The organism is Actinomadura sp. GTD37 (assembly GCF_041951365.1).
Lineage (GTDB): Bacteria > Actinomycetota > Actinomycetes > Streptosporangiales > Streptosporangiaceae > Spirillospora.
On the sequence record NZ_JBGNUS010000002.1, the window covers coordinates 338880 to 354942 of the forward strand.

14 protein-coding genes and 1 pseudogene are annotated in these 16063 nt (G+C 74.1%); 8 read left to right on the forward strand and 7 right to left on the reverse strand.

Features of this window, described 5'->3' with window-relative positions:
• Positions 1-8 precede the first annotated feature (8 nt).
• Together ACA511_RS15710 and ACA511_RS15715 are read right to left on the reverse strand one after the other, a co-directional pair.
• Positions 9-941: a polyprenyl synthetase family protein gene (locus ACA511_RS15710; protein WP_375025046.1), complete on the reverse strand. Its 933-nt coding sequence runs from the start codon at positions 939-941 to the stop codon at positions 9-11.
• A 549-nt stretch (positions 942-1490) separates the two neighbouring features.
• On the reverse strand, positions 1491-3587 hold the full coding sequence (locus ACA511_RS15715; RefSeq protein WP_375025047.1) for a catalase: 2097 nt from the start codon (positions 3585-3587) through the stop codon (positions 1491-1493).
• Between the two features lie 269 nt (positions 3588-3856).
• Between ACA511_RS15715 and ACA511_RS15720 the strand changes: the two genes are divergently transcribed.
• From ACA511_RS15720 to ACA511_RS15735, 4 genes are all read left to right on the forward strand, one after another.
• Positions 3857-5134 carry a PucR family transcriptional regulator gene (locus ACA511_RS15720; RefSeq protein WP_375025048.1) on the forward strand — a complete coding sequence of 426 codons (1278 nt, stop codon included), beginning with the start codon at positions 3857-3859 and terminating at the stop codon, positions 5132-5134.
• A 109-nt stretch (positions 5135-5243) separates the two neighbouring features.
• Positions 5244-5600, forward strand: coding sequence for an Lsr2 family protein (locus tag ACA511_RS15725; protein ID WP_375025049.1), 357 nt, complete (start codon positions 5244-5246; stop codon positions 5598-5600).
• Between the two features lie 17 nt (positions 5601-5617).
• Positions 5618-5947, forward strand: a complete 330-nt coding sequence (locus tag ACA511_RS15730; RefSeq protein ID WP_375025050.1) for an Lsr2 family protein — start codon at positions 5618-5620, stop codon at positions 5945-5947.
• A 183-nt stretch (positions 5948-6130) separates the two neighbouring features.
• Entirely contained in the window at positions 6131-8098 is a 1968-nt protein-coding gene (locus tag ACA511_RS15735) for a potassium transporter TrkA (RefSeq protein WP_375025596.1), read from the forward strand.
• Here ACA511_RS15735 and ACA511_RS15740 read toward each other — a convergent pair.
• Positions 8076-9110, reverse strand: coding sequence for a hypothetical protein (locus tag ACA511_RS15740; RefSeq protein WP_375025051.1), 1035 nt, complete (start codon positions 9108-9110; stop codon positions 8076-8078). The two genes, ACA511_RS15735 and ACA511_RS15740, sit on opposite strands and share 23 nt — an antisense overlap.
• Before the next feature lie 117 nt (positions 9111-9227).
• Positions 9228-10187 (reverse strand): MBL fold metallo-hydrolase, encoded by a 960-nt coding sequence (locus ACA511_RS15745; RefSeq protein WP_375025597.1) that lies wholly within the window; start codon positions 10185-10187, stop codon positions 9228-9230.
• Positions 10188-10381: 194 nt separating this feature from the next.
• Between ACA511_RS15745 and ACA511_RS15750 the strand changes: the two genes are divergently transcribed.
• From ACA511_RS15750 to ACA511_RS15765, 4 genes and pseudogenes are all read left to right on the forward strand, one after another.
• Entirely contained in the window at positions 10382-11716 is a 1335-nt protein-coding gene (locus ACA511_RS15750; RefSeq protein ID WP_375025052.1) for a hemolysin family protein, read from the forward strand.
• Positions 11713-12732: a hemolysin family protein gene (locus ACA511_RS15755; RefSeq protein ID WP_375025053.1), complete on the forward strand. Its 1020-nt coding sequence runs from the start codon at positions 11713-11715 to the stop codon at positions 12730-12732. Before ACA511_RS15750 ends, ACA511_RS15755 begins: the two co-directional genes overlap by 4 nt.
• Positions 12733-12792: 60 nt before the next feature.
• Positions 12793-12999: pseudogene (locus tag ACA511_RS15760) on the forward strand (helix-turn-helix domain-containing protein); the annotation flags it as partial.
• 94 nt (positions 13000-13093) lie between these two features.
• A complete protein-coding gene (locus tag ACA511_RS15765; protein WP_375025054.1) occupies positions 13094-13651 on the forward strand; it encodes a Clp protease N-terminal domain-containing protein in 558 nt (185 codons plus the stop codon).
• Positions 13652-13682: 31 nt separating this feature from the next.
• On the opposite strand, the gene ACA511_RS15770 is transcribed toward ACA511_RS15765, so the two are convergent.
• The 3 genes from ACA511_RS15770 to ACA511_RS15780 form a co-directional block, all read right to left on the reverse strand.
• Positions 13683-14207, reverse strand: coding sequence for a hypothetical protein (locus ACA511_RS15770; RefSeq protein ID WP_375025056.1), 525 nt, complete (start codon positions 14205-14207; stop codon positions 13683-13685).
• Positions 14208-14298: 91 nt separating this feature from the next.
• Entirely contained in the window at positions 14299-15141 is an 843-nt protein-coding gene (locus ACA511_RS15775) for an LLM class flavin-dependent oxidoreductase (RefSeq protein WP_375025057.1), read from the reverse strand.
• Positions 15142-15255: 114 nt separating this feature from the next.
• Positions 15256-16056 (reverse strand): carbon-nitrogen hydrolase family protein, encoded by an 801-nt coding sequence (locus ACA511_RS15780; protein ID WP_375025059.1) that lies wholly within the window; start codon positions 16054-16056, stop codon positions 15256-15258.
• Positions 16057-16063: the final 7 nt, after the last annotated feature.

Genomic DNA, 16063 nt, shown 5'->3' on the forward strand with positions numbered 1-16063 from the left:
TCCTCTCCCTACGCCACGGCCAGGCGGGACCCGGGCATGCGGCCGGCGGTCTCGTCGACCAGCGCGTGCAGCTCCCGGACGCAGCCCGGTTCGCCGCCGAGGAGGTCGAGAACGGCATGCGCCCGCTCGATGAGCGGCGCGACGGAGGCGGCGCAGGCGCCGGTGATCTCGTCGTCGAGCATCCGCGCGGTCAGCTCGGCCCGCGCGGACGCCGAGTGCCGTGCGGCGGCGTGCAGCGCGAGCGCCTCCCGGCGGCGCGCGGCGGGCAGCGCGGCCAGCAGCTGGACGAGCAGGTAGGTCGCGGTGCCGTTGGCGAGGTCCTCGTGCCGCCCGGACGCGAGGTCGCGCCGGTCGTTGACGAGCTGGCGCAGCACGCCGAGCGCCCGCCCGAACGCCCGCCACCGGGCGGCCCGGCCCGGGTCGGCGCCGGCCAGCCGGGCGGCCGCCGCGGCGGCCATCGCGTAGGGCGCGCCGGTCCTGCCCTCGTAGCTGCGCAGCACGGACTCCGGCGTGGCCGCCGCCGGGCGCGCGGCGAGGTCGCGGAGCTGGCCGTCCACGGCGTCCAGCCAGCAGCGCGACAGCTCCTCGCCGAGCGCGGCGCGGGTCGCGGCGGTGACCGGCAGGCCGGCGAGGAGCCGGGCGGGCACCTCCCGGCCGGCCTGGCGCGCGGCGACCGTCCAGGCCCGGTTCCGGCCGGGGACGGGGCGGCAGGACAGCGTCGTCCCGCGGTCCAGCTCGCAGAACCGGGTGAAGTCGAGGCCGGCGACGACCCGCCCCGGCCGCCGGCCGCGCGAGCGCAGCCCGTCGGCGCGGGCGGCCAGCTCCAGCAGGCCGCTGAACAGCAGCATCCCCGGCACATGGTCGAGCGGACGGTCGAAGTAGCAGGAATCCGACTCGTCGACGACCAGCTCGCGGAATCGCTCGATAACGGACGCGGTCATGCGCCATCCCTCCAATTACCGACCCCTGCCTCGTCGGCTCCGCCTACCGAAAACGGCGCTGGACGCCCTTCCCGGTAACGGCGGATAAGCCGACCGGACGGCCGTCATCTTGCTACAGAAATGCGCACGGCTGAACTGCACTGCTGAGCAGTCCGGGCGGCGGCGGGCTGCCCGGTCAGGCAACCGGGCGTCCCCCGGACGCGCCCGGAGCCGGGCGGCCGCGGGCCGGAAACCGCATGTCAGCGTCCACTTGCACGGCGCGGCGGGGCCGCCGCGCGGGCCGACCGCGCACGTCACCCGGCCGCAATGCGGTTCGATAGCGGCGTGTTTCGCCGCGTCCTCCGCGGCGATTTACCGCGCGAGTCGCACAAGATTTATTTTCAGATTCTCTTTCACCTCGGCACGGATACATCCCGGCCTGTGAGGTTGCCCACAATCAATTGGCAGAATGCGGCCATGCGGCGGGCCCGGCCCGGCGGTCCGCGATGCGTCCGCCGGACCGGGCCCCGTCCCCCGGTCCGCCCCCGGCTCCGGCGGGGGCGCCGGCCGTCAGGCCGGCACCTGCGCCTTGTCGCGCGTCCAGTGCCGGTGCGCCTTGACCGCGTCGACCAGCGCGGCCGGGAACTCGCCGGACGCCCCCTCGGCGGTGACGACGCCGGCGTCGCTCACCGTGTTCCCGTCGGCGAACCGCACCCCGGTGATCCCGGCGCGTTCCAGCAGCCCGATGCCGGCGTCGTGGGCGCCCACCGCCTTGCAGTGCACGAACGCCTCGGCGACGAAGTGCACGGCGTCGCCGTCCTGCGCGAGCGTCCGGACGCTCTCCTCGCCGCCCGGCACGAAGACCGCGTCGTAGAGGACGGACGCGACGGTCGGCATGGCCCGGGTGACCTCGACCCGGCCGCCGTCGGCCGCCTGGACGTGGCCGTCCTCGGCGGCGAGCACCTCGCAGACCGCGCCCGCCCCGGTGAACGCGTCCCCGACCGCGGTGACGGCGCCCGAGTCGACGCCGTCCGCCACCAGGATCGCGATCTTGCGTCCCCGCACCGAGTCCGCGGGCGTGTTCGCCTGGCTCAGCGCGGGCGAGCTGCGCCCGTGGTTGGCGGCCGCGGGCGACGCGGGCGGCGCCACGCCGATGCCCTGGGCGACCCGGACGGCGAGGTCGTGGTCGACGTGGTTGAGGTGCCCGACGACGGCCTCCCGGATGTGCATGTGGTCGCACTTGCCGAGCTCGAACCGGAACGCGCCGACGATGTGCTCCTTCTCCCAGTCGGTCATGCTGTTCCAGAACAGCGTCGCCTGGGAGTAGTGGTCGGCGAAGCTCTCGCTCCGCTTGCGGATCTTGGTGCCGTCCACCCGCTCCTGGTAGTGGCTGAACGAGCCCTCGCCGCCGACCGCCGGGCAGCCGCCCGACAGCGAGTTCTTGTGGTAGGCGGCCTGCGCCGGGTGGACGTCCATCTGGTGGTAGCCGTCGCGGTGATGGTTGTGCACCGGCGCGATCGGCCGGTTCACCGGGATCTGCGGGAAGTTCGGCCCGCCGAGCCGGATCAGCTGCGTGTCCAGGTAGGAGAACAGCCGCGCCTGCAGCAGCGGGTCGTTGGTGAAGTCGATGCCGGGCACGACGTTGCCGAGGTGGAAGGCGACCTGCTCGGTCTCGGCGAAGAAGTTCTGCGGGTTGCGGTTCAGCACCAGCGTGCCGACCGGCCGCACCGGGACCTCCTCCTCCGGAATGATCTTGGTGGCGTCGAGCAGGTCGAACCCGAACCTGTGCTCGTCCTCCTCCGGCACGAGCTGGACGCCGAACTCGTACTCGGGGAAGTCGCCGGCCTCGATGCGGTCCCACAGGTCGCGCCGGTTGAAGTCGGGGTCCTTGCCGCCGATCTTCTGGGTCTCGTCCCAGGCGAGCGAGTGGGTGCCGAGCTTCGGCCTCCAGTGGAACTTCACGAACGTCCCCCGGCCCTGCGCGTTCACCAGCCGGAACGTGTGGACGCCGAACCCCTGCATCATCGCGTAGCTGCGCGGGATCGCCCGGTCCGACATCAGCCACATCATCATGTGCATGGTCTCGGGCTGGAGCTGGACGAAGTCCCACAGCGTGTCGTGCGCCGACTGCGCCTGCGGGATCTCGTTCATCGGCTCGGGCTTCACCGCGTGCACGAAGTCGGGGAACTTGATGCCGTCCTGGATGAAGAACACCGGCATGTTGTTGCCGACGAGGTCGACGTTCCCCTGCCGCGTGTAGAACTTCGTCGCGAAGCCGCGGACGTCCCGGACGGTGTCGGCCGAGCCGCGCGACCCGGCGACGGTGGAGAACCGCACGAACACCGGCGTCGTCAGCGACGTGTCGGTGAGGAACTCGGCGGTGGTGTACTCCGCGAGCGACTCGTGCAGCGTGAATTGGCCGTACGCGCCCGCGCCGCGCGCGTGCACGACCCGCTCGGGAATCCGCTCGTGGTCGAAATGCGTGATCTTCTCACGCATATGGAAGTCGTCCATCAAGGACGGGCCGCGCTCGCCCGCGGAAAGCGTGTTGTCGGTGTCGTCGACCCGGATCCCCTGATCGGTGGTGAGCTCCGCACCCTCAGGGCTCACCCGCCGGAGGTCCATCTGCTCCTGTTTCCGGTCCGCCCGGTCGGCGGGGTCAGCCATAGTCCAGCTCCCTCAATGGTGAATGGGCATGTCGGGGCGGCTACCCCCCGCACCGTGCGGCATGCGCGTTTTGACCGGAACTTGGCTGCGGTCCGGCGCAGCCGTTCCGCGGCGGATCCGGGGGCTTGTCAACGGGCTGACAAACCTGCCCCCGCACGGTGAGGGCCGCTGAGTGTCGCGGACCACGCCGCGTGCCTAGGTTTGGGACGAACGGGGCGCAGGCCGCCCGGAAACAGCGCTTTCGCAGAAAGTGAGCGGGAGGTGGCAGCGTGACCGCGACGTACGAGAACGCGCACTCCGGATCACCGGTCCTGGAGGGCCTGACCGAGGAGCCCTGGCGGGACGTGCCCGCGGAGGAGGCGCGCTGGATGCGGCCCCACCTCCCGGCCCTGCTCGCCGTGATGGTCGAGGGCGTGCTGCGGCACGTCCCCGAGTACGACCGGCCGGGGGACGCGGGCTACTGGCGGGTGGCCGAGGCCGCCGTCGCCCACGCGATGGAGCACTTCGTGCAGATGATCGCCGACCCGGACTCCTCGTGGAAGGAGGTGTACCAGGTCTTCTTCGACGTCGGCTACGGCGAGGCCGTCGAGGGACGCAGCCTGGAGCACCTGCAGAACGCGATGCGCGTCGGGTCGCGGATCGCCTGGCGGCACCTCGCCGTCGAGGCCGAGCGGCTCGGCCGCCCGCGCGCGCTGGTCAGCCTGCTCGCCGAGGCGAACTTCGCCTACCTGGACGCGCTGGCGTCCGCCGCCGCGCACGGCTACGCCCGCGCCCGGGAGAAGGCGGCCGGGGAGCGCGAGCAGCGCCGCGGCCGCCTGCTGACCCTGCTGCTGTCGGACCCGCCCGTGCCGCCGGAGGTCGCCCGCGAGCAGTCGGCCCGGGCCGGCTGGCCGCTGCCGCGGCGGCTGGCGGTGATCGTGCTGCGGCCGCGGCCGGGCAGCGGCGGCGAGGGCCCGGCCGGGCTGCCGCCGTCCCTGCTGACCGGCCTGGACCACGGCCGGCCCTGCCTGATCATGCCCGACCCGGACGGCCCCGGCCGGATCGACGAGCTCACCGCGACGCTCGCCGGCTGGACGGGCGCGATCGGTCCCTCGGTCCCGGTGGAGCACGCCGGGACGTCCCTGCTGTGGGCGCGGCGCGCGCTGGACCTCGCGCCGGCCGCCGCGCGGCGCCCGGCGCGGCCCGCGCCCTCCGGCGGCCGGGCCGGTCGGCGCGGCGGGGTGCTCGTCCGGGCCGAGGAGCACCTGCCGAGCCTGCTGCTGCGCGAGGGCGGCACGCTCGCCGCGATCGTGGCGTCCCGGCGGCTGGCCCCGCTGGACGAGGCCGGGGCGCGGCAGGGCCTGCGGCTCGCCGTGACGCTGCTGGAGTGCATGAAGCACGGCTTCAACGCCACCGGCGCCGCCGAGGTCCTGTGCGTGCACCCGCAGACCGTCCGGTACCGGCTGGCGCAGCTCCACGAGATGTTCGACTTCGACATCGAGGACCCGGAGATCCGGCTGGAGATGATGCTCCTCCTGCACACCTGGATCCAGCGCCACGACGGCTGATCCGCGCCCCCTCGCCCGCCCTCCCCGCCCGTGTCCCGTCCAAGGTCACCCCGGAATCCGCTACGGTCGGGGACGCCGCGTAGGCGAGGGGAAGGAAGACACAGAGCACATGGCCGAGAAGGTCATTCGCGTGGACGACATCGACGGCTCCGAAGGCGACGACGTCGGAAAGCGAGACTTCGAAGTCTTGGGTCGGACGTTCACGATCGACTTGAGCGATGACAACTACAAGCGGCTGAACGAGATGCTGGACGCGCTCGCGCCCTTCATCGAGAACGCCGCGGAGGTGAAGCCCGCGGGGAAGGGCCGCAAGTCCCGCGTCGCGAAGATCAAGGGCTACACGAACGGCGATGTCCGCGACTGGGCATTGCGTCAGGACATCGAAGTCTCCGAACGTGGCAAGATATCGGATGAGGTCTATGCTGCATTCATCGAGGCACATCCGGACGCCAAGCCGGACGCATAGCTAGAGGGAGTCCCCGCATGGCACAGAAGGTCGAAGTCCTTCTCGTGGACGACATCGACGGTGGAGAGGCTGACGAGACCGTCAGCTTTTCCCTCGATGGCACCACTTACGAGATCGACCTGAGCAAGAAGAACGCCGCCAAGCTGCGCAACGGCCTTGAGCCGTTCGTGGCCAGCGCCCGCAAGGCGCGCCGGACCACCGCCCGCGCCGGCCGCGGGTCGCGCACCGCGGGCAGCCGTGAGCGCTCCGCCGAGATTCGCGAGTGGGCGAAGAACCACGGCATCAAGGTCAATGAGCGGGGCCGCATCCCCGCCAATGTGATCGAGCAGTACGAGGCCGCGCACTAGCGGTCGCGCGGCCGGCGGCGTTCCGGCACGGCACCGAGGGGCCGGGGTGGAATTCTCACACCCCGGCCTCTTCCGTGCGCATCGGGCAAATCGCTATTAGCGAGAGAATGTCGGAAATAGTGTGAGTCATCGCAATAGGCTGGCGGCCGGCAACGGCTGGAGGGGGCGGACCGGTTGGCACCTGTGACGCGGCGGGAGCGGGTCCGGTACTGGTTCGACCGGACGATGTCGAAGGGGACGCCCGCGCTCATCGGCTGGCTCGGCCTCGCCTCGGCGGCGCTGGTGCTCGTGGTGGCGAGCGCGGCCGTCGTCCTGGCCCCCCGCGACAGCGAGGAGAACGGGCACTGGACCGGCATGATCTGGCGCAGCCTGCTGCGCACGCTCGACCCGGGGACGATGGGCGACGACACCGGCACGGGCCCGTTCCTGGCGCTGATGCTGGTCTCCACCGTCGGCGGGATCTTCATCGTCAGCGCGCTGATCGGCGTGCTCACCACCGGGCTCGAAGCGAAGATCGGCGAGCTGCGCAAGGGCCGGTCGCGGATCGTCGAGCAGGGCCACACCGTCCTGCTCGGCTGGTCGGACCAGGTGTTCACCGTGGTCGCCGAGCTGGTGGAGGCCAACCAGAGCAAGCGCAGGTCGTGCGTGGCCATCCTCGCCGACCGCGACAAGGTCGAGATGGAGGACGCGATCCGCGCCCGGGTCGGCGACCTCGGCCGCACCCGGATCGTGTGCCGCACCGGCGACCCGCTGAAGGTCGCCGACGTGGAGCTCGTCAGCCCCGGCACCGCGCGGTCCATCCTCATCGTCACCCCCGAGGTCGCGGACGCCGACACCCGCGTCATCAAGGTGCTGCTGACGCTCGGCGCCCGCACCTGGGGCCGGCACCGCCCGCACGTCGTCGCCGCCGTGCACGACTCGGCGAACCTGCCCGCCGCACGGCTCGCCGGCGGCGACCGCGCGCACGTCATCGACGCCGACGACGTCGCGATCCGGCTCATCGTGCAGTCGCACCGCCAGTCCGGCCTGTCGCAGGTCTGCACCGAGCTGCTCGACTTCGCCGGCCACGAGTTCTACATGCGGCCCGAGCCGTCCCTCGCGGGCGTGCCGTTCGGCGAGTCGCTGGCGGCCTACGACCTCGGCGTCCCCGCCGGCCTGCGGCGCGGCGACGGGACCGTGCTGCTCAACCCGCCGATGGACACCGTGATCCAGGCCGACGACGAGATCATCATCCTGGCCGAGGACGACCTGCTGATCCGCCTCGCCGCCGGGCCGCCCCCGGCCGTCCGGGAGGAGGCGCTGAGCACGGCCACCGCGCGGGACCCGGTGCCCGAGCGGACCCTCATGCTCGGCTGGAACCACCGCGCTCCGAAGATCATCGAGCTGCTGGACGAGTTCCTCGCCCCGGCGTCGGAACTGGTCGTGGCCGCACCGCGCGAGGACCCCACCGGCGCGCTGCCGCCGGCCGCCAACCTCAAGATCGACTTCATCCGGGCGGAGCCGACCGAGCGGCCCTCCCTGGAGTCCCTCGACGTCGGCTCGTTCCAGAAGGTCATCGTCCTGTCGGACGCCGGCCACGACCCCGACCACGCCGACGCCCGCACCCTCGTCACGCTCCTGCACCTGCGCGACATGGAGGACGCACTGGGCACCCCGCCCCCAACCGAAGAGCCGACCCCCCACACCCCCCACGCCCCCCGGAACGACCCTGCCCCCGGTGGGGGGGCGACCCCCCACGCCCCCCGCAACGACCCTTTTGCCATCGTCAGCGAAATCAACGACGACGCCAACCGAGAGATCGCGCAGGTCACCAAGGCCGACGACTTCGTCGTCAGCGAGAAGCTCATCAGCCTGATGCTGACCCAGCTCAGCGAGAACCGGCACCTGTACGACGTCTTCGTCGACCTGCTCGACCCCGCCGGCTCGGAGATCTACCTCAAGCCCGCCTGCGACTACCTCGTGCCGGGCGCGGAGGCGAACTTCGCGACGCTGATCGAGTCGGCGCGGCGGCGCGGCGAGGTCGCGCTCGGCTACCGGGTGACCGCGCGGTTCCACGAGCCGCCCGGCTACGGCGTGAAGCTCAACCCGGACAAGGCGGCGCCGCTCACCCTCGCCGCCGACGACCGCGTCATCGTCCTCGCCGAGGACTGATCCCGGGGCCCGCGGGAGGCAGGGCCAGTTCGAGGCCCGCGCGCAGCGCGCCGGCGACGCGCTCGCGCAGCGCCGCCTCGGCCCGCCGGGCGTCCTCGGCCATGCCGCGGATCTCCGCGCCCGCCGTCTCGTCCCGGGCGGTGCTCGCCAGCAGGTCCCGGTAGCGGGCGTTCTGCTCCGGCAGCCCCTGCAGGACCCGCGACTCGTGGTAGGCGTCGTCGGCCTCCCCGGCGCGGCGCGCGTACGCCTCCAGCGCCTCGATCCGCCCGGTGACCGAGCGGACCGACAGCTCCAGGGCGCGGTCCTGCGGCTCCAGCAGCGCCCGGACCCGCGGGGAGAGCCGCTCGGGCTGCTGGGCGAGGCGTTCGCGGCGCAGCCGGGTGTGCTCGGCGAGCGCGCCCGCGACGGCCCACTCCTGCCGGGGCAGCACGACCGCGTTGTTGACGTCGTCCAGCAGCCCGGCGCAGTGCGCCCGCGACCCGAGGACGGCGTCGACGGCCCGCTGGGCGCGGACGAGCAGCCGCGCGGCGGGCCCGTCGAAGTCGGCGGGCAGCAGGTAGGAGCCGTGGTGCTCGCGCGCGGCGCGGGACGCGGCCGGCTCCCGCACGTGCCGCAGCGCGCCGGCCGCCCAGCCGGTGAACCCGGCGGCCGCGAGGACGGCGGCGGCCTCCAGCTGGCCGAGCAGCAGCAGGACGACCTGCACCGCCGGGGTGAGCATCATCGCGAGGACGGGCAGCCGCCCCCAGCGCATCGCGCCGCCCAGCAGCTCGTCGTCGTCCGGCGAGGCGAGGAAGCAGACGCGCAGCCATCCGCCGGGCAGGACGCCGTAGAAGACGGCGAACGCCGGGATCCACACGAGCCGCCCCGCGACCGTGGCGGCGCGCAGCCGCGGGGGCGGCGGCGCCGGCCGGCAGGCCGCGACGAGCCGTTCGGGCGCCGCGGCGAGCACCGCGCGGGCCTCGGCGCCGAGGTCCGGGTCGAACACCGGGCGGGGACGGTCTTCTCCGGTCATCGCCACTCCCCTCGGTCGCCGGGGGTCCGGTGCCCGCGGACGGGATCGATCCTCTCCCGCTTCCCCGTCCCGGTCCGGATTGTCACGAGATTCGGACATCGCACGGCCGCCGCCCGGTCAGTCCTGGAGTTCCGCCCAGACCTCCCGGTCGCGTTCCGCCGTCCAGATCCGGGGGCGCTCGACGCCGTCCAGCTCGTCCCAGAGCCGGGACACGTCGAACGGCAGGCAGTGCTCGAAGATCGGCCAGCCGCCGTAGGCGGGCGCGAGGGCCGCGTGCACGGCGGTGAACGCGTCCCTGAGCGTGCCGCCGTCGCGCCGGACCCGACCCGCCTCGCCGGTCATCGTGGTGAGGAAGTCGCGGGTCTGCGCGACCGCGGCGCGGGCGGCGTCCCGGCCGTGCGCGACGGCGCCGCGCCCCCCGACGAGGATCTCGGCGCCGAACGAGTTCACGTGGTCGAGCGTGCCGGACGCCCACTCGCGGTGGAACGCGTCGCCGGTGTAGAGCGCCGCCCGCGTCTCGACGAGGTCGCCGGCGAACAGGATGCGGTGCCGGGGCAGCCACGCCACGATGTCGCCCTCGGTGTGGCCGCGCCCGCAGTACGCCAGGTCGAGGTCGCCGCGGTCGCCGCCGAGGTCGATGGTCAGCGTCCCGGCGAACGTCACCGACGGCCAGGTGAGCCCGGGGACGCCGTCCGGGTCCTTGAACAGCCGGGGCATCCGGCCGAGTTCGGACTCCCAGTCCTGCTCGCCGCGCTCGGCGATCAGCGCGCGGGTCAGGTCGTGCGCGACGACCACCGGGGCGCCGAACGCGCTCGCGCCGAGCGTCCGGACGGCGTGGTAGTGCGACAGGACCAGGTAGCGGATCGGCTTGTCTGTGTGGGCGCGCAGCACGGTGAGCCAGTCGCGGGCCGCCGCCGGCGTGGCGAGCGCGTCGAAGCAGACCAGGAAGTCCTCGCCCTCGACGGCGGCCACGTTCGGGTCGCCCTCGGCCGTCAGCGCGTACACCCCGTCGGCCAGGATCTCCAGCGTCGGCGTCCTGTCGCCCAGATCTGCGGACGACGCGAACGGTCTGGGCATCGGCGCCCCCTCGCACTCGTGGCCCGGCTCCTGCTCGCACGGGTTCTGCTCGTCCGGGTTCTGCTCGTGCAAGGGGTTCATTCCACGCGGAGCGGTCGATAACCGTCCCGGAATCGGGAGAGACACCGTCCCGCCGGGGTAGGGAAGATCGTGGACGGCGGCGCCGGCGGGCGGCGCGGCGGAGGGAGGCCTGGGTGAACGGCGCGCTCGGGCTGCTGGCCGTGCTGGTGCTGACGGCCGCGACCGGCTACTTCGTGGCGCAGGAGTTCGCGTTCGTCACCGCGGACCGGCCGGCGCTCGACCAGCGGGCGGCGGAGGGCGACCGGGCGTCCGCGCGGGCGCTGCGGGTGATGGGCCGGCTGTCGTTCATGCTCTCCGGCGCGCAGCTCGGCATCACGGTGACCGCGCTGGTCGTGGGGTTCATCGCCAAGCCCGCGCTGGCCGACCTGCTCGACCCGGCGCTGCGCGCGAGCGGGGTGCCGGACGCGGCGGCCGGCGGCGTGGCGGTGGCGCTCGGCTTCGTCCTGGCCACCGTGGTGCAGATGGTGCTGGGCGAGCTGTTCCCGAAGAACCTGGCGCTGGCGCGGGCCGAGCCGCTGGCCCGCGCGCTCGCCGCGTCCACGCTCGTCTACCTGACGGTGGCGGGGCCGCTGATCAGGCTGTTCGACGCGTCCGCGAACCGGCTCGTGCGCGCGATCGGCATCGAGCCGGTGGAGGAGCTGCACCACGGCGCGACGCTGGAGGAGCTCGGGCACATCATCGGCGAGTCCGGCGGGCAGCTGCCCGAGGGGCAGGTCGACCTGCTGGAGCGCGCCCTGGTCTTCTCCGAGCGCGACGCCGAGGAGGTCATGGTGCCGCGGGTGGACGTGATCACCGTGCCGGCGTCCGCGCGCGCCGCCGAGCTGAGCGACGTGATCTCCGCGAGCGGGCGCACCCGCTACCCCGTCCTCGGCGACGGCGTGGACGACGTCGTCGGCGTCGTCGGGCTGGAGGAGCTGATCACGCTCGGCCCGGACGAGGCGGCGCGCACCGCCGTCGGGGAGATCGCCAGGGCGCCGCTGCTGCTGCCGTCCTCGCTGCCGCTGCCGGACGTGGTGCTGCGGCTGCAGGGCGCGGCCGAGCCGATGGCCTGCGTGGTGGACGAGTACGGGGGCTTCGCCGGCATCGTCACCTGGGAGGACGTCGCCGAGGAGCTGGTCGGGGAGATCGCCGACGAGAACGAGCCGGGCGAGGACCTCGCGATCCGGACCGGCGAGTGGTGGACGACCGACGCCGGCCTGCGGATGGACGAGGTCGCCCACGAGACCGGCATCGCGCTGCCGGAGGGCGACTACGAGACCGTCGCGGGCCTGCTGCTGAAACGGCTCGGGCGCGTCGCGGTGCCCGGCGACGTCGTCAGCGTCGACCTCCCGCCGGACCGGCTGGACGAGCCGCCCCGCACGGCCGTGGTGGAGGTCCTGACGATCCACCGGCACGTGCCCGAGCTGATCCGCGTCCGCACCGTCGAGACCGCCCGGGAGGACCGGTGAACCTCGCCCTCGGCGCGCCCGTCACGCTGGCGCTGCTGGCCGGCAACGGGTTCTTCGTCGCCACCGAGTTCGCGCTGGTGGCGGCGCGGCGGCCGCGGCTGGAGCGGGCCGCGGCGCGCGGCGGCCGCGCGGCGGGCGCCGCCGTCGCCGGGATCGACGAGCTGTCGCTGACGCTCGCGGGCGCGCAGCTCGGCATCACGATGTGCTCGCTCGGCCTCGGCCTCGTGTCCGAGCCGGTGTTCGCGGGGGCGCTCACCCCGCTGTTCCACTCCGCCGGGCTGCCCGGCGGGGCCGCGCACGCGGTCGCGTTCGTGCTGGCCCTGGCGCTGGTGACGTTCCTGCACATGGTCGTCGGCGAGATGGCGCCGAAGTCGTGGGCGATCGCCGACCCGGAGCGGTCCGCGACGGTGCTGGCCCTGCCGTTCCGCGCGTTCACGACCGGCGCCCGCCCGGTGCTGGCGGCCCTGAACGGCACGACGAACCTGCTGCTGCGCGCGGCCGGCGTCCGGCCCGCCGACTCGCGCGAGGTGTCGCGCACGCCGGAGCAGCTGCGCAGCATCGCGCAGGAGTCGCGGCGGCTCGGGCTGATCGAGGAGGGCGAGCTGACGCTGCTCACCACCGCGCTGGACGCGCCGCGCGCCCCGCTCGCCGACCTCGTCGTCCCGGTCTCCGCGATCGTGTCGGTGCCGGCGACGGCGTCCCCGCAGGAGGTCGTCGACGCCGCCGTCCGCACCGGCCACACGCGGCTCATGCTGCGCGGGCCGGGCCGGCCGGGCGCCGCCCGGATGGTGCACGTCCGCGACGCCTACCTGGCCCGCGCGCGGGGCGCCGCGACGCCGGCCGGGGAGCTGGCGCACCCGGTCCCGGCGATGCCGGTCGGCACCCCGGTCGGCGAGGCCGTCGCCGTCCTGAGGTCACGGCACAGCCATCTCGGCCTCGCCGTCGCCCCGGACGGCGGCGTCGCCGGCCTGGTCAGCCTGGACGATCTGCTCACGACGCTGCTGACGGTCCGCTGAACTCACGGACGTTCGTCAACGTCGGTTGACATGGCCGCGATGTCAACTTACATTGACAACATGAGCGACGGAGATGGCGTGACGCTCGCCCGGGAGGCGAGCAGCCGCGACCCGGCGGTGGGCCTGCGGGCCGTGCGGGCACTGCGCGAGCTGGCCGAGCGGCTGGAGGCGCTGCAGGTCGCCAGCGCCCGCGACCAGGGCTGGTCCTGGCAGGAGATCGCGGTCTGCCTCGGCGTGAGCAGGCAGGCCGTCCACAAGAAGCACGGCGGCGGGCGCCGCCTCTCACTCCCGACGAAGCCGGGCGGGGGACGCGGAGCGTCGCCCTCCCCCGGAACCACGCAGAAGAAGGAGCAGTAAGGCGATGTTCGAGCGTTTCACCAAGGGAGCGCGGCAGGCCGTGATGGGCGCCCAGGCGGAGGCGCGGGCCATGCACGACCACCACATCGGCACCGAGCACGTCCTGCTCTCCCTGCTGACCGCCGACGACCCCGTCGCACGCGTCCTCCGCGAGGCCGGCCTGGACGCGGACGACCTGCGCGCGCGGATCGCCCGGATCAACCGGTCCGGCGGGGACGTCCTCGACTCCGACGCGCTGCGGAGCATCGGGATCGACCTCGACGCCGTCCGGGAGGCGACCGAGGAGAGCTTCGGCGAAGGCGCGCTCGACGTGCCCGCGGGCAGGCTCCACCGCTACGGCCGGGGCCACATCCCGTTCACGCCGAAGGCGAAGAAGGCCCTGGAGCTGAGCCTGCGGCACGCCCTCCGGCTCAAGCAGAAGGAGATCCGCAGCGGCCACATCCTGCTCGGCGTCCTGCACGACGGCGACTTCCTGTCGGCGCGGCTCGCGACGGAGGCGGGCGCGGACGTCGGGGCGCTGCGCGCCGGCGTCGAGCGGCTGCTCACGGCCGAGGCCGCCTGACAGGGTTGCCTGCTGGGGCCGCCTGGCCGGCTCAGCCGCGCGCGGCCTGCCAGCCCCGGACGGCGGCGGCGACGCAGTACCTCTTGCGGAGCGGGTCGTCCGGGAAGCGGCGGCGGCACTCCGAGGCGAGCCAGGACGGCGGCGCGGGACGCGCGGCACGCTTCTTGTGCTTCACGGCCGGGCGTGGACGCGACCTGTGCGGTCCGGCGGTGCGGCGCGGTGCGGCCGGCGAGCGGGGCGCGGACCTCGGGGCCGGGCGCCCGCGGTGGCGAGCCGGTTCGCGCGACGGCGCGGCGGGCGCGGCGGCCCTGGGCTCGGACGGCGCCGCGGGCGGCGCGGGCCGCTTCGCGGGCGGGGACTGCGTGGCGGCGTCCGGCGTCACCGTACGGGCCGCCGTCCGCAGCTCCGCGTAGCCGGCCGCGATCAGGCCGGCGCCGAGGACGAGCACGACGGCGGCGACCAGCGGCCACGCCGCGCGGAGCGCCCGCCGGCGGGCGGGCGGGCTCGGCTCGGCCCGGGTGAATCCGGCGGGCGGGAGACTGGAGGAAAGGCGCACCTCCCGATAATCACGCTGAGTGCCTGTCCGGACACGCAGAATCGCCGCGACCGTTGCCAGCTTGATACACGATGCGGTGGTCACCGGCCGGTCAGCGTCCGGCGAGCAGCTCCACCACGGGCGCGAACTCCTCGACGAACGCGGACGAGACCGACACGTACGACACGCCCAGCTCGTCGCGCCGCCGGGCGAGCGTGTCGGCCATCTCGCGCGGCGTCCCCGACAGCTTCGCGATGGCGTCGGAGTCCGCCATGGCGACCGGGTCCACGCCCATCCGGCCGCTCAGCCACGCGGGCACCTCGTCGCCGACCACGTGCACCTGGGTGCACAGCTCCAGGTCGTCGAACCGCTCCCCCGCCGCCTTCCGGACGATGCCGACGTACCCGGCGAGTTCCGCGTCGCCGGTCAGCGGCGGGACGCCGAACGCGACCGTGTCGGCCCGCCGCGCCGCCAGTTCGAGCATCCGGGGCCGGGACGCTGCGACGACGACGCGCGGCGGGCGGCCCGTCCCGGCGTACAGCCCTTCCGGCGGGCGGGCGACCGCGTCGAGCACCCGCTCCACCTGGGCGATCCGCTCGGCGGGCCCGCCGTAGGGGACGCCGAAGAGGGCCGCGTCGTCCTCGCCGCCCGGACGGCCCGCGCCGATGCCCAGCTCGAAGCGGTCGCCGGTGGCGAAGGCCATCGACGCGGCCTCCCAGGCGATCATGTGCGCGGGCCGCGTCGCCGCGGACAGCACGAACGTGCCGACCCGCAGCGTCGTGGTCGCGCCCGCCGCCGCGGCGAGAGACGCCGCCGGCATCGCCGTGCCGGACGTGTCGGGCGTCAGCAGCGTCGCGTAGCCCAGCTCCTCCGCGCGGCGCGCCTGCGCCGCCCAGTGCGCGCCGTCCCGCGCCCATGCCGTCATCACTCCGAACCTGAACAGCCGCTCCGCCATCGCCGTGCCTCCCGTGCCGTGGTGGTCTCCCCCCAGTTTGAGTGGGTGCTCACTCAAAGGTCAAGCCGCAGCGGCGAGACCGGCGGATTTCCGCGGGTCGCCCGGCGGGCCGGGCTACTCGGCTTGGGCGACCGTGAAGCGGCGCAGGCGGAGCGCCGGGTTCCTCTTCCGGACGGCGGCGACCCGCTCGGGCGAGACCTCGCCGGACACGACGCCCGGCCCGTCCCCGAGACCCGCGACGACCACGCCCATCGGGTCGACGATCATGCTGTTGCCCGCCCCCGTCGGCGCGCACTGGTCGGCGGCCGCCACGTAGATCGTGTTCTCGATCGCGCGGGCGCGGACCAGCGTCCGCCAGTGGTCCTCCTTCAGCGGGCCCGGCACCCACTCGGCGGGCAGCGCCAGGACGTCGGCGCCCGCGTCCACGATCCGCCGCGTCACCTCCGGGAACCGGACGTCGTAGCAGGTCTGCATGCCGAACCTGACCCCGCCTGCGGTGAACGTCTCCGGGACGCCGATCTCGCCGGGCCGGACCAGCGCCGACTCCTCGTACCCGAACGCGTCGTACAGGTGGAGCTTGCGGTACTCGGCGACGACGTCCCCGCCCGGACCGACGGCGATCAGCGTGTTGGAGATGAGGCCGGGGTCGTCCAGCCGCTCGTTCACGCCCGCGACGAGGTGCACGCCGTACCGCCGGGCCAGGTCGCCGAGGCCGCCCGCGAACGGGCCGTCCAGCGGCTCGGCGGAGTCGACGAACCGGCCGTCCAGCTTCGGCGCGGTGAACATCGCGAACTCGGGGAACACCACGACCTTCGCGCCGCGCCCGGCCGCCTCGCCCGCGAGCGTCCCGATCGCCGCCAGGTTCTCGTCCTTGTCGACCCCGGGCGCGAACTGCGCCACCGCGACCTGCACCATCGTTCCT

Bases quoted from the DNA above. Each gene is read 5' to 3' on its own strand.
- ACA511_RS15710 (WP_375025046.1), bottom strand. From the start codon at position 941: ATGACCGCGTCCGTTATCGAGCGATTCCGCGAGCTGGTCGTCGACGAG.
- ACA511_RS15715 (WP_375025047.1), bottom strand. From the start codon at position 3,587: ATGGCTGACCCCGCCGACCGGGCGGACCGGAAACAGGAGCAGATGGAC.
- ACA511_RS15725 (WP_375025049.1), top strand. From the start codon at position 5,244: ATGGCCGAGAAGGTCATTCGCGTGGACGACATCGACGGCTCCGAAGGC.
- ACA511_RS15730 (WP_375025050.1), top strand. From the start codon at position 5,618: ATGGCACAGAAGGTCGAAGTCCTTCTCGTGGACGACATCGACGGTGGA.
- ACA511_RS15740 (WP_375025051.1), bottom strand. From the start codon at position 9,110: ATGACCGGAGAAGACCGTCCCCGCCCGGTGTTCGACCCGGACCTCGGC.
- ACA511_RS15745 (WP_375025597.1), bottom strand. From the start codon at position 10,187: ATGCCCAGACCGTTCGCGTCGTCCGCAGATCTGGGCGACAGGACGCCG.
- ACA511_RS15765 (WP_375025054.1), top strand. From the start codon at position 13,094: ATGTTCGAGCGTTTCACCAAGGGAGCGCGGCAGGCCGTGATGGGCGCC.
- ACA511_RS15775 (WP_375025057.1), bottom strand. From the start codon at position 15,141: ATGGCGGAGCGGCTGTTCAGGTTCGGAGTGATGACGGCATGGGCGCGG.
- ACA511_RS15780 (WP_375025059.1), bottom strand. From the start codon at position 16,056: ATGGTGCAGGTCGCGGTGGCGCAGTTCGCGCCCGGGGTCGACAAGGAC.